Raw genomic sequence first — 12,778 nt, forward strand, 5'->3', positions numbered from 1 at the left:
GTCGTGGGTCAGTTCGCGGCGCCGCTCATCGGCAGCAACCGGGCCAGGACGTCCGACAGGGTGATCAACCCGACGATCCGTCCGTTCTCGGTGACGGTGACCAGATGGTTCCTGGTCTCCCGCATCGTCGTGAGCGCCTCGTAGACCGGCGTCGCGGCGTCGATCGTCAGCGCGGGGCGCATCAGTTCGACCGCCGTGGTTCCGGGTGCGGCCTGGAGACTGTCACGTACGTGCACGACACCGTCCACGTGCCCGTTGGCGCGTACGAGCAGCCGGAGATGCCCCGTGCGATGAGCCGTCTCACGGATCTCGTCGGCCGTCGAGGTCGGCTTCACACTGCTCGGCTCCGCCTGCGGCGTGACGATCTCGCCGAGCGTGAGCGTCTCGAGCTCCAGCGCGCTGCTCAGGTGCCCGTGATAGCGCTCGTCGAGCGTGCCGACGGTGGCCGAGTGCTCGACCAGATGGCGGAGTGCATCGGGATCCTGACCTTCGGCGACCTGATCCACGGGATCCACGCCGACCTTCCGCAGGCACCAGTTCGCCATGTGGTTCAACCGGACGAGCAACGGCCGGGTCACCCACATGAACGCCCGCATCGGCAGCGCCAGCATCGTGGCGGACTTCTCCGGGTGGGCGATCGCCCACGACTTCGGTGCCATCTCGCCGACGACGAGGTGCAGGAACGTCACGATGATCAGCGCAAGGACGAAGCCGGCGACATCCGCGAGCCACAGCGGCGCGCCCCAGTTCTCGAACAAGGGCGTGAGCCAGTGGTGCACTGCGGGTTTCGTCGTCGCACCGAGTGCGAGCGTGCACACCGTGATACCGAGCTGGGATCCTGCGAGCAGCACCGACAGTTCGGACGCGCTGCGCAGGGCGGCGCGCGCCGACCGGCTCGACGGCGCTGCGTCCTCGAGCCGGTGTCGTCGCGCCGCGATGAGCGCGAACTCGACCGCGACGAAGAACGCGCTGGCGGCGATCAGGCCGATCGTCACCACCGCGACGACCACAGGACTACTCATTGCCGGTCACCTCGTCCGTCAGAACCGTCACGCGCACGGACGACGGCACGTGCTTGTCGATGTCGCGGACCTCGGCCACCAGGGTCCTGTGGAGCGGGCCGTCCTCGTTCAGCAGTTCGGCCGGATCCGGATCCAGCGTGATCCGGACGGTGTCACCCACCTCGGGCAGGCCGCCGAACTCGGTGATGACCAGACCCGCGAGCGTCTCGTAGTCGCCCTCGGGCAGTTCGTGGTCGAGGGTGCGGGCCACCTCGTCGATATGTGCATCGCCTCGGACGATCCAGCCGTCACCCTCGGGGCGGATGACCTCGACGGCCATCGCGGGATCGTGCTCGTCGGCGATCTCGCCGACCAGTTCCTCCGCGATGTCCTCGAGCGTGACGACGCCGGCGAAACCGCCGTACTCGTCGATCACCAGCGCCATCTCGTCCTCGGCCCGGGCCAGCTCGGTGAGAACCTCCGGCAGGGCCAGCGTGGCCGGCACGATCACGGGCGGACGGCAGACCGTCGCGGCCGTGCCCGTCGGTGTGTCGAGGCCGAGGAGGTCGTGCAGATGCACGACACCGCGCAGATCGTCGGACGAGGTGCCCACCACCGGGTAGCGGGTGTGCCCCTCGCTCATCTTGTCGAGGATCGTGGCGACCGGCTCGTCCAGCTCGACGACGTCGACCCGCGACCGCGGGATCATCGCGTGTTCGGCGGTCCGGGTCGGGAACTCGAGGATCCGGTCGAGGAGGGTGGACAACTCCGGCGGAAGTTCACCGGTCTCGCGGGACGCGGCCACGATGTGTTCGAGGTCGCGCGGTGTCGCGGAGTGCTCGACGTCGTGCACCGGCTCGATGCGCAATGCCCGCAGCAGGAGATTCGACGAGGCGTCGAACAGTTTGATCAGCCATCCGAAGACGGCGAGATAGGCGCTCGTCGACAGGGCGAGGCGGCGTGCGACCGGTTCGGGACGGGCGATGGCGAGGTTCTTGGGTACCAGCTCACCGAAGACCATCTGGACGACGGTCGAGAAGAGCACGGCCAGCACGGTGCCGACGGCGACTCCCACGGCGGTGGGGATGCCCACACCGCCCAGCAGTTCGCCGAGGCCGCTACCGATCAGTGGTTCCGCGACGTAACCGACGAGCAGGCCGGTGACGGTGATGCCGAGCTGAGCGCCCGAGAGCATGAAGGAGGTGCGGCGGGTGACCGCCAGTGCGCGGGCCGCAGCCGAGTCACCGCCTTCGGCGCGGGCCTTCAGGCGGGAACGGTCGACGGCCATGTACGCGAATTCCTGCGCGACGAAGTAGCCGGTCAGGGCAGTGATGGCGAGAACGACAAGAATGCCGGCCGCGATTCCGAGGGCGGTCAGCACTTCGGGGACCGGGCTCGGGTGACGAGCAGAGCGTCACGTCTGGGCGGGACGGGTCTTCGAGGTTTTCGCTTGGGGCGTTTCATGACTCCCTCGGGGTCGGGTCGGTCGGACGGATGCATTCACAGGATAGGACGAACGGATGGGGGTGGAAGTTCCCGCCGTCCGGGTGGAGGTATGGTCACAGGGCGATCTTGTAATCTTCGGATTTTCATCCGAATGGACCGTATTGTCCGTCCCGGGTATTTCCGAACGATTACGACATATCTGACCGATTTTTTCGAGAAGATCTTCGTTTTCGCTGGTGGAAGCGCTTTGTGGCCTGTATTACAAATTTAAGTGCTGCGCGGACGTGGAATGCAGGTAACAATTGGATCGCGTGTCGACGCGCGTCGTCACAACTTCGTTGTTGTTCCATTGATGGGAGAAGCCCGTGCCTGCACTCGAGTTCCTTGTCGACCTCTTCGGTAACCTTTCCGACCTGTTCGACGTGCTGAACTTCTTCACCGGTTCCGCTGATGCGGCCGGCGATGCGTTCGGCAGCAGCCAGGCCTGAGCCTCGCAGACTCGAAGGCCCGTGGGTTGATCCCGCGGGCCTTCGTCGTGTCCGGAGATGGTCGTCTCCATCCGGACCGGGGGAGCGGAGTACCGCCCCGCTCCACACCCCGCTCGGCCCCGGTCTCGACGCCGGAAACCGACGTTTGGGTTCGTTTCATCACGGCTAACCCGTGAATGTAATTCGGACCACTCAACCGAAACGGACGTTCGGTGAGAGGACACGAAAGATGACATCTCGATCACCAAGCCCGGGCCGCGGCTCGATGACGGCAACGCCGGTGCAGACCGCGGCGCTCGTGGTGGGCGCCGTCTTCCTACTGGTGGGCATCCTCGGGTTCATCCCGGGTGTCACGTCGGACTACGACCAGCTCTCGGGCGCAGGCCACCATTCCGAGGCTCTGCTGTTGGGGATCTTCCAGGTCTCCATCCTCCACAACATCGTGCACCTGCTCTTCGGTGTCCTGGGCCTCGCAGCGGCCCGGGCTGCAGCCACGGCCCGCAGTTTCCTCATCATCGGTGGTGCGATCTATCTGGTGCTCTGGATCTACGGCCTGATCATCGACAAGGACAGCAGCGCCAACTTCGTGCCCGTGAACTCCGCAGACGACTGGCTGCACTTCGTTCTGGGGCTGGGCATGATCGCTCTCGGCGTGCTCCTGACGCGTGCGCGAACGGCCCCGGGCACGGCTCGTCCCTGACCCGAGCCCGCACCTCCCGACATCGGGATCCGGAAGAACCCGTGGTTCACGCCACGGGTTCTTCCATGTGGGCAGGCAGGGCCGCGGTGGAGGCCTCGTCGGGAAGGTGGTCGTCGTCGACCGTCAGCACTCCCGACTCGGCGACCGCGGCGAGCGACAGGGTCCGATAGCCCTCGCTGTCGAACAGGACGGTGACCCGATCGTGCTCGCAGGTCATCACCACTCCCGGTCCCCACTCGGTGTGCACCACACGAGTGTTCGGGATGAATTCCGTCGTCTCGCAGTCCGGTTGCGCAGCCCCGGTGCCCGGAAGCACGGATACCGTTGCGACCTCGTCGGACGCGCCGTCCCGGCAGGTGTCGCACCGGCCGCAGGGGTCGGCCGATGTCTCGCCGAAGTATCCGAGCAGGAACCGGCGGCGGCACCCACGGGTCTCGGCGTAGCCGCGCATCATCTCGACCCGCGATCGGTCGAGTCGCTCGCCCGACGCGGCCGTCTCGCGTGCCTGCTCGATCGCCTGACGTCGCGGGATGTCGGTTGCGGAGAGTCCACGCCGGCCGGAGACGAGAGCCCCGCACCGTTCGAGCAGGTTCACCGCATTGGACAGCCGCCGCCCCCGCACGTCGAGTTCGGTGCGCAGCCGTCCGAGCTTCATCGGCGATGCGGAGCGGACCGCCGAGAACACCCGACCGATCAACTCCTCGTCGGGGTTGTGGGTGGTGAAGAAGGTCGCGAGCGACAGATCCTCGGGACGGTAGAACATCAGGACGGTGGCCGGTTCCCCGTCGCGCCCGGCACGCCCGATCTGCTGGTAGTAGGAATCGACCGAGTCGGGCACCGAGGCGTGCACGACGAAACGCACGTCAGGCTTGTCGATGCCCATGCCGAAGGCGGAGGTCGCGACCACGACGTCGCAGCGACCGTCGAGGAATCCGAGGTGGACGTCCTCGCGCTCGGCCGCCCGCATCCCGGCGTGATAGGGGCACGCGTCGATCCCGCGTTCACGCAGGGCGTCGGCGTACCGCTCGGTGTCCTTGCGGGTCGCGGCGTAGAGGATGCCCGGACCCGGCAGGGACGCCACGGCCTCGACGACGGCGCGTCGCTTCTCACCGTCGTCGGTGTGCCTGCGCACCTCGATGTCGAGATTCGGCCGGTCGAAACCTCCGGCGACGACGAGCGGATCCCGCATGCGCAACGCCTCGACGATGTCCTCGCGGACCGGCGGTGAGGCGGTCGCGGTGAGCGCGACGACGGGTGGTCGGCCCAGGGCCTCGGCCACGTCTCCCAGGCGTAGATATTCCGGCCTGAAGTCGTGGCCCCACATGGCGACGCAGTGCGCTTCGTCGACGACGAGGAGCGAGACCTCCACGCTCCTCAGGCGCTCCAGGACCTCGTCCTTGGCGAGTTGTTCGGGAGCGAGGAAGACGTAGTCGGCGTCGTGTTCGAGCACGGCGCGCCAGTTCGCCTCGTTCTCCGACTCGCGCTGGCGCGAATTGATCGCGACCGCCTCGGGCGCCTCCGAGTGGTCCAGGCCGGCGATCTGATCGTTCTGCAGCGCGATCAAGGGGGAGACGACGACCGTCACCCCCGGTAACAGGAGTGAGGGCACCTGATAGATCGCGGATTTCCCGGAGCCGGTGGCCATCACGGCCAGGACGTCGCGTCCGTCGAGCAGCGGAACCATCGCGTCCAGCTGCTCGGGGCGAAGCGTGTCCCAGCCGAACACCTTCTGCGCGGCGGTGCAGAGTTCCTCGCGTGCATCGTCCGATGCTCGGGCGGACGACGGCCGATACGTGTTGTGCTGCAAGTGGACTCCAGAATTCGGAAGGGACTGCCCGTGACGGGGCGAGCGCAGGGTGTCTCTCGCATACCCGAGGACGTGCCCGACCCAAACGGTTGCGACGTCCCCGGCGCCGTGTCGACCCGACGGGATGTGGGTACCCGCGAGCCATACGTGCCGAGGAGGAGATATGGACGACGCTCGACCTCTCGCTCTGGTGACCGGAGCATCGCGAGGCATAGGCCGGGAGCTGGCGGCCCTGTTCGCGGCCGACGGATACGACCTCGTGCTCGCGGCGAGGTCGGACGCGCTGGACGACGTTGCCGCCGACCTGCGGACGTCCGGTGTGGAGGTGGTGTCGGTCCACGCGGATCTGCGGACTCCCGAAGGGGTCCGGGCGGTCCACGAGGCCGCCACGGCCGGAGGTCGCGTCCCGGCAGCGGTTGCGCTCAACGCCGGTGTCGGGATCGGTGGGGCGTTCGTCGACGCAGAACTCGAGGACGTTCTCTCCGTCATCGACGTCAACGTACGTTCGACGGTGCATCTGGCACACCTGTTGCTGAACGACATGTTGCGGGTCGGCTCGGGCCGGATGCTCATCACGTCGTCGGTCGTGTCGAAGATGCCCGGCCCGTACCAGGCCGTGTACAACGCGTCCAAGGCGTTCGTGCAGTCCTTCACCGACGGCGTCCGGAAGGAACTCGACGGCAGCGGGGTCACGCTCACGGCGATGCTGCCCGGGGCCACCGATACCCACTTCTTCGCACGGGCCGGGATGCTCGACACGATCCTGGGGAAGGCGCCCAAGGACGATCCGGCCCACGTCGCGCGCGACGGTTATGCCGCTCTCATGCGCGGCGAGGGGAACGTGGTGCCGGGTTCCGTGCTCGCGAAGTCGATGGCGGTCTTCGGTACGGTCGCGCCCGACGCGGTGACCTCGGCCGTCCACCGGGTCCTGGCCAAGCCTCGATCGGGGAGATGATCCGCTTCGGCAGGCGCCGCCCGCGTATCCGACGCATCGTCCGAGGCTGTTGCGACGCGGATGCGATCCGACCTGTGGCTCAGGCGGATCGCGTCCGTACTGCCGGGCGGGTGGGGTGGTCGTAGCGCACCAGGATGTCCCCGTCCGTCCCCGACTGCTCGAGCACCGAATGCTCCAGCAGCGCATCGATCGTCCAGAAATCCTCGGGGCGCGTGCGTCTTTCGAGCGCGCCCCGAGACATCGTCAGGACGACGGTGACGTCGAAGTCGAGACCACGTCCGAGGAGCATGGGGCCGGCGACGACCAGGATCTGGTCCTCCGCCGCCCGCCGCGGGCGTTCGCGCGCCGAACGGTCGGTGTCCTCGTCCCACAGACGCGGAAGCCACCGCTGATGTTCACGTACCGCGCGCAATACCTCCCTGTCGACCGCGGCGTAGTCGAACCAGTCGTGGCGGTAGCTGTACGGATCGGTGCGTCCGTGCTCGAGCCTCAGCGATGCGGGCCGGACGAAATCGTGGAGGTCGACGACGTCCGCGGCGCGGCCCCGCGTTCTCAGTTCCGTCGCGACACGCTGTGCGAACTCCACCGGGTCCGCCGCGTCGGCTGCGCTCACGGCGACGCACACGTTTCCGCTGAGGGCCTCGGCGCGATCGGCGACGGAGACCGCGAGCATCTCGGGAGTCAGGGGAGTGAAGGCGGGCATCGCTCGCCGTTCACGCCCTTCCACATGTGGGGGTCACCAGGGCGGTGTGTCGTTCCCGTCCGGTACCGGTGTGTCGAGAAGTCGGTCGAGCCAGAGCACTGCCTCGACCAGTGCTTCCATCTGCGACGCCCAGTCCATCGCGAAGACCACTTCGTCGAGGTCGCTGCGGGCCGCGATCGAGTCGCCGGCGAGCGCATCGACGACCGCTTTCATCACGGTGCTCTCCGGCTGCGGGAGTTCCTCCGGTCGGACGTGACGGCCGCTCTCGGTCCGGATGGTCAGTTCGAAGTTCTTGTCGCCACGGACCTGTGGGCCGATCTTGTCGACGACGACGTCGGCGATCGTCGAGACCGTCCACCTCAGCACACCCCCGTAGAGCGGGGGAGTGATCTGTGACGGCGAGTCCGAACCGGCGCTCGACACCAGCGCCGCGACCTCTTCGGTCAGTTCGCTGTAGCCGTTCTCGTGTGCCAGAGCGAGAAGGCGTCCTCCCATCACCGCGTCGCTGCGTGTGATTCCGGCTCGTTCCTCGTGCATGGAGAACGAATGCCCCGTTTTGTGTCCCATCACACATCGACGCCGTGACCGCCGCGCGAGCATCCTCGTCACGAGAGTGAGGAAAATCACATTCGCGGGCTATCCTGAGGTCATGAAGCACATCGCCACTGGTCCGAAGGATGTCACGGTCGGTGTCGGGGACATGATCGAGCTGCATCTTCCCGAGAACACCTCCCGGGACTACTGCTGGTCGACGTCGAGGGTCGGAGAGGGGCTCGTCCTCCGCGACATCCGATTCGTGCCGTCGAAGAACCCGTTGCCGGGAGGGACCGGTGAGCGGGTCTTCTGTTTCAAGGCGCGCCGCCCCGGTGCCTGGCCCATCTCCCTGCGCATGCGGAAGCACGCCGACCTGGTCGCCGACCGCGCGAACATGACCGTCACAGTCGCGTGACGGCGTCCGGAGGCGCACGGACTCAGCGCAGTGCCGGAGGCGCACGGACTCAGCGCAGTGCCGGCGGGTTGTCGAGATCGCGTGCCGAGTAGGTGTCGCACGCGTCGACCCGACCGGTGCGGTAGCCGGCCAGGAACCAGGCCTGACGCTGCTCGGACGATCCGTGCGTCCAGCCCTCCGGGTTCACCCGGCCGGTGGCGGCCCGCTGGATCCGGTCGTCGCCTACGGCCGATGCTGCCGACAGTGCGTCGCGGATGTCGTTGTCGGTGAGCGGCACGAGGAAGGGCTCTCCGGTGGTCGGCTCGGGAAGCTTGTCGGCGTGGTAGGCCCACACCCCGGCGTAGCAGTCGGCCTGCAGTTCCGTACGGACGGCGCCGGATTCGGGACCGCGCGGGTCGGCCTGCGCGCGGCCGAGGTCGCCGAGCTGATTCTGCAGGTGATGCCCGAACTCGTGGGCCACGACGTATTCCTGCGCGAGCGGACCGCCGCTGGCGCCGAACCGTGTCTCGAGTTCGTCGAAGAAGCTGGTGTCGAAGTAGGCCGTCCGGTCCGCCGGGCAGTAGAACGGCCCGATGTCGCTGGTGGCGTTGCCGCAACCGGTGGACGTGGCAGACGTGAAGATCTCGACCTCCGGCTGCACGTAGGCCACACCGGTCTGCGTCCCGAACTGCTGTTCCCACACCGAGTCGAGTGACCCGACGGTGTAGAGCACCCGGCAGTCGACGTTCTCGTTTGCGGCACTGCCGCCGACCTCGCACTGCTCGAGCGCGCTCTCGGCCTGCGGATCGCCGGAGGTGTCGGGTACTCCCGAGCCGAGCAGGGAGGACGGATCGCCGCCGAACAGCAACGCCAGGATGATGACGATCAGGCCACCGGCCCCGCCGCCGAGAGCGAGCTTTCCACCGCGTCCACCGCCGCCGGTACGGACACGGCCCGCATCCATGCGTGCACCTTCTCTGAACGTCATCGCCGCCGCTTTCTGCTGTGTTCGTCGGATTCGGACAAGCTTGGCACGAACTATTCGGTACGGGTGCGCTCGGGCCGATCGTGTCTTTCGTAGGATTACAGCCGACGAACCCGTCGCTGATCGTTTCGAAAGGAATTCCGTGCTGCGCACCCATCTCGCCGGCTCGTTGCGAGCCGAGCACGCCGAGCAGACAGTCACCCTCACCGGTTGGGTTGCCCGGCGACGCGATCACGGCGGGGTCATCTTCATCGACCTGCGTGACGCCTCGGGTGTCTCGCAGGTGGTCTTCCGCAGCGCCGGCGTCCTCGAGCAGGCGCACCGGCTCCGCGCGGAGTACTGCGTCCGGATCACCGGCAAGGTGGATATCCGCCCCGAGGGCAACCAGAACTTCGAGATCCCCACCGGGGCGATCGAGGTCGACGCCTCCGAGCTCGTGGTTCTCAACGAGTCCGCCCCGCTGCCGTTCCAGCTCGACGATCAGGTGGGCGAGGAAGCCCGCCTGAAGTACCGCTACCTGGACCTGCGTCGCGAGAAGCCCGGCAAGACCATCCGCCTGCGCAGCAAGGTCAACGCTGCGGCTCGCGCGGTGCTCGCCCACCACGAGTTCGTGGAGGTCGAGACGCCGACCCTCACCCGTTCCACGCCGGAGGGCGCCCGCGACTTCCTGGTGCCCGCCCGCCTGCAGCCCGGCAACTTCTACGCCCTGCCGCAGTCCCCGCAGCTGTTCAAGCAGCTGCTGATGGTCGGAGGCATCGAGCGCTACTACCAGATCGCCCGCTGCTACCGCGACGAGGACTTCCGCGCCGACCGCCAGCCCGAGTTCACTCAGCTCGACATCGAGATGGCGTTCGTCAACCAGGACGACGTAATCCTCCTCGCGGAGGAGGTGCTGCACGCGCTGTGGCGTCTGGTGGGCTACGAACTCGAGACCCCGATCCCGCGGATGACCTACGCCGAGGCCATGCGCCGCTTCGGCACCGACAAGCCGGATCTGCGTTTCGGCATCGAACTCGTGGAGTGCAAGGAGTTCTTCAAGGACACTACCTTCCGCGTCTTCCAGGCCGAGTACGTCGGTGCCGTCGTCATGCCCGGTGGTGCGAGCCAGCCGCGTCGTCAGCTCGACGCGTGGCAGGAATGGGCCAAGCAGCGTGGCGCCAAGGGTCTCGCCTACGTGCTCGTCGGCGAGGACGGCACGCTGAGCGGTCCGGTCGCCAAGAACCTCACCGACGCGGAGCGCGAGGGTCTCGCCGCACACGTGGGCGCGAACCCCGGCGACTGCATCTTCTTCGCCGCCGGTCCGACCAAGCAGATGCGTGCGCTGCTCGGCGCCGCCCGCGACGAGATCGCCCGCAAGCTCGATCTGATCGATCCGAACGCCTGGGCGTTCGTGTGGGTGGTCGACGCCCCGCTGTTCGAGCCGGCGGCCGACGCGACCGCGAGCGGTGATGTGGCCCTCGGTCACTCGGCGTGGACCGCGGTGCACCATGCGTTCACCTCGCCCAAGCCCGAGTACATCGACACCTTCGACACCGATCCGGGTTCTGCGCTGGCGTACGCCTACGACATCGTCTGCAACGGCAACGAGATCGGTGGCGGCTCGATCCGTATCCACCGTCCCGACATCCAGGAGCGGGTGTTCAAGGTGATGGGCATCTCGGAGGAGGAGGCGAACGAGAAGTTCGGCTTCCTGCTCGAGGCGTTCAAGTACGGCGCGCCCCCGCACGGAGGCATCGCCTTCGGCTGGGACCGCATCACCGCACTGCTCGCCGGGGTGGACTCGATCCGCGAGGTCATCGCGTTCCCCAAGTCCGGTGGCGGTGTCGATCCGCTGACCGATGCTCCCGGCCCGATCACGCCGGAACAGCGCAAGGAGACGGGCATCGACTTCGTGCCCGAACCCGAGACCGAGGGCGCCGACAAGGCCTGATCTCCCGCACTGCCGATGGCGCGGTGTCGCCCGTCTCCGGACGGGAGGCACCGCGCCGTCGTGTGTGCCGTCCGGCGGTGTTCCCGGGTGAGGTTCGTGGGTCCGATGAGGTTTGTGAGGATCGTGTCCGGGTATTCCGTCGGTCCGGCGCCAACGGGGGCGACGGGTCGAGGAGGTATCGATGGCCGACGCACGCGTGATCTTCTACAAGCCGCTCGCTCTCGCAGCCAGTGTGGGAGGCGGCATCCTCGCCGGAGCCGTCTTCAACCAGGTGTGGAAGAAGGTCGGCGGCAGTGACGAACGGCCCGAACCTCAGGATCTGTCGCAGCGCACCCGAGACGTGCTGATCGCGGCCGCTCTCCAGGGTCTGATCTTCGGTGTCGTGAAGGCAGCCGTGGACCGCGGCACCGCCCGCGGTTTTCAGAAGGTGACACACGTTTCACCCGAATGATCGTGACGTGTCCCGATCGTGATCGGCGTCCGGCGAGCGGAGCCGCCGGGGCGCGAACGGGGACACGCCCGGATGAGCAGCGATTTTCCCTCACAAAGTAGACAAAAGCGACCTGGTGGGCTGGGCACGGGTGAAGAAGGTCCTGCTCGATCCGAGCATTGTGGACGACCTCGTCGTGACCGAGAACCTGTAGATTGGGCAGTGATGACCGCAACATTGGCAGACCCCGTGTCCGAGGTGGTTCACGCCGCCGAAGCGCTGCTCACCCGCCGTACCGGCGCCACGGTGACCCTGACCGATCCCGTGGATCTCGGGGGCAGTGGACGTTCGGTGGTCGTACGGGTACGAGTGGCCGCCAATCCGTTCTCGCTCCCGCGCACCCTCGTCCTCAAGCAGGTACCGCCCTCGCGTGGTACCGGCCACGTCGACTTCCGCGGGTCCGAGACGGACGAGCAGATCGCCTTCCTCCGCGAGGCGGTCTCCTACCAGTTCACGACGGCCCTCGCGAAGGATCACCGTCCGGGCGCCGAACTGCTCGCCTACGACTTCGAGGCCCGCCTGCTGGTGCTCAGCGACCTCGGCGACGCCACCACCCTGTCGGAGGTGCTGCGCAACAGTTCCGAGGCCGCCGGCAACACCCTGATGGCCCTGGCCCAGGCGCTCGGACGCATGCATGCCGCGACCGTCGGCCGCGAGGAGGACTTCGCGGCGCTGCTGCGGCGCGCCGATGTCGCGCGCGTCGCCGATGCCGTGTCCCAGCAGGCCCTCGATGCTGTGCGGGGCGTGCCCGAACTCCTCGAGGCCGACTTCGGCCTGTCGGTGCCCGAGTCGGTACGCGAGCGCGCCGAGCGGGCGTCCAAGCTGTTCACCGGCGGGCGTTTCCGGGCCTTCAGCCCGTCCGACCTGTGCCCCGACAACATCGTGGTCGGCGACGCGGGTGTGCAGTTCCTCGACTACGAATGGGGCGGCTTCCGTGACGCGACCCTCGACATCGCGTATGCCCTCAGCTCGTTCCCGCTGTGCCTGTGCTCGGTGCCGCTGTCCGTCGACCGCATCCGCGCGATGGCCGACGCGTGGCGCGCCGAGGTCGTCGCCATGTGGCCGCAGCTGGCCTACGACGAGGTACTCGAGGAGCGGCTGCTCGACGCCCTGCTCGCATGCATCTGGCTGAGCACGCACCTGTTCCTGCCCGAGGATCATGCGCGGATCGCCTCGGTCCGCGAACACGGACTGTCGGTGCCGCGCATCCCGGCGCTCCGCGCCCGCTGGTCGCTGCTCGCCGAGTTCGCCACGGCGACAGGCCACGACGACGTCGCCGCACACGCCCGCGACGTGCTCGCCCACCTCGAGGACCGCGCCGCCGGTTAGAGCGGTCGGTCCGGCA

13 protein-coding genes are annotated in these 12,778 nt (G+C 67.7%); 7 read left to right on the forward strand and 6 right to left on the reverse strand.

The features are described 5' to 3' along the window. Window positions 1-8 precede the first annotated feature (8 nt). Together CKW34_RS10590 and CKW34_RS10595 are read right to left on the reverse strand one after the other, a co-directional pair. The gene (locus CKW34_RS10590) at window positions 9-1,022 is read right to left on the reverse strand and encodes a hemolysin family protein (RefSeq protein ID WP_174479580.1); all 1,014 of its coding nucleotides are present in this window, start codon (window positions 1,020-1,022) and stop codon (window positions 9-11) included. Next, window positions 1,015-2,382, reverse strand: a complete 1,368-nt coding sequence (locus CKW34_RS10595; protein WP_059381341.1) for a hemolysin family protein — start codon at window positions 2,380-2,382, stop codon at window positions 1,015-1,017. Before CKW34_RS10595 ends, CKW34_RS10590 begins: the two co-directional genes overlap by 8 nt. A 430-nt stretch (window positions 2,383-2,812) precedes the next feature. Between CKW34_RS10595 and CKW34_RS24780 the strand changes: the two genes are divergently transcribed. Both CKW34_RS24780 and CKW34_RS10600 read left to right on the forward strand, forming a co-directional pair. Further along, on the forward strand, window positions 2,813-2,935 hold the full coding sequence (locus CKW34_RS24780; RefSeq protein WP_016933989.1) for a hypothetical protein: 123 nt from the start codon (window positions 2,813-2,815) through the stop codon (window positions 2,933-2,935). Between the two features lie 265 nt (window positions 2,936-3,200). Continuing rightward, window positions 3,201-3,635, forward strand: a complete 435-nt coding sequence (locus CKW34_RS10600) for a DUF4383 domain-containing protein (RefSeq protein WP_174479588.1) — start codon at window positions 3,201-3,203, stop codon at window positions 3,633-3,635. A 46-nt stretch (window positions 3,636-3,681) separates the two neighbouring features. Here CKW34_RS10600 and CKW34_RS10605 read toward each other — a convergent pair whose 3' ends face one another. Then, on the reverse strand, window positions 3,682-5,442 hold the full coding sequence (locus CKW34_RS10605) for a RecQ family ATP-dependent DNA helicase (RefSeq protein WP_059381343.1): 1,761 nt from the start codon (window positions 5,440-5,442) through the stop codon (window positions 3,682-3,684). 163 nt (window positions 5,443-5,605) lie between these two features. Here CKW34_RS10605 and CKW34_RS10610 point away from each other — a divergent pair, with 163 nt between their 5' ends. Continuing rightward, complete coding sequence (locus tag CKW34_RS10610) at window positions 5,606-6,397, forward strand: SDR family NAD(P)-dependent oxidoreductase (protein ID WP_059381344.1); 792 nt, start codon at window positions 5,606-5,608, stop codon at window positions 6,395-6,397. Window positions 6,398-6,476: 79 nt separating this feature from the next. On the opposite strand, the gene CKW34_RS10615 is transcribed toward CKW34_RS10610, so the two are convergent. Together CKW34_RS10615 and CKW34_RS10620 are read right to left on the reverse strand one after the other, a co-directional pair. After that, complete coding sequence (locus tag CKW34_RS10615; RefSeq protein WP_059381345.1) at window positions 6,477-7,100, reverse strand: nucleoside/nucleotide kinase family protein; 624 nt, start codon at window positions 7,098-7,100, stop codon at window positions 6,477-6,479. 33 nt (window positions 7,101-7,133) lie between these two features. Continuing rightward, window positions 7,134-7,595: a hypothetical protein gene (locus CKW34_RS10620; RefSeq protein ID WP_231921869.1), complete on the reverse strand. Its 462-nt coding sequence runs from the start codon at window positions 7,593-7,595 to the stop codon at window positions 7,134-7,136. 154 nt (window positions 7,596-7,749) lie between these two features. Here CKW34_RS10620 and CKW34_RS10625 point away from each other — a divergent pair, with 154 nt between their 5' ends. Then, window positions 7,750-8,049, forward strand: a complete 300-nt coding sequence (locus tag CKW34_RS10625) for a protease inhibitor I42 family protein (RefSeq protein WP_059381347.1) — start codon at window positions 7,750-7,752, stop codon at window positions 8,047-8,049. 49 nt (window positions 8,050-8,098) lie between these two features. Here CKW34_RS10625 and ypfJ read toward each other — a convergent pair whose 3' ends face one another. Further along, on the reverse strand, window positions 8,099-9,016 hold the full coding sequence (gene ypfJ, locus CKW34_RS10630; RefSeq protein ID WP_059381348.1) for a KPN_02809 family neutral zinc metallopeptidase: 918 nt from the start codon (window positions 9,014-9,016) through the stop codon (window positions 8,099-8,101). Window positions 9,017-9,155: 139 nt separating this feature from the next. On the opposite strand from ypfJ, the gene aspS reads away from it, so the two are divergent. From aspS to CKW34_RS10645, 3 genes are all read left to right on the forward strand, one after another. Then, window positions 9,156-10,943: an aspartate--tRNA ligase gene (gene aspS / locus CKW34_RS10635; RefSeq protein WP_059381349.1), complete on the forward strand. Its 1,788-nt coding sequence runs from the start codon at window positions 9,156-9,158 to the stop codon at window positions 10,941-10,943. A 181-nt stretch (window positions 10,944-11,124) separates the two neighbouring features. Continuing rightward, window positions 11,125-11,394: a DUF4235 domain-containing protein gene (locus tag CKW34_RS10640; protein WP_006551422.1), complete on the forward strand. Its 270-nt coding sequence runs from the start codon at window positions 11,125-11,127 to the stop codon at window positions 11,392-11,394. A gap of 204 nt (window positions 11,395-11,598) precedes the next feature. Beyond that, on the forward strand, window positions 11,599-12,762 hold the full coding sequence (locus tag CKW34_RS10645) for a hypothetical protein (protein WP_059381350.1): 1,164 nt from the start codon (window positions 11,599-11,601) through the stop codon (window positions 12,760-12,762). Window positions 12,763-12,778: the final 16 nt, after the last annotated feature.

This window comes from Rhodococcus rhodochrous (assembly GCF_900187265.1).
Taxonomy (GTDB): Bacteria; Actinomycetota; Actinomycetes; order Mycobacteriales; family Mycobacteriaceae; genus Rhodococcus; species Rhodococcus rhodochrous.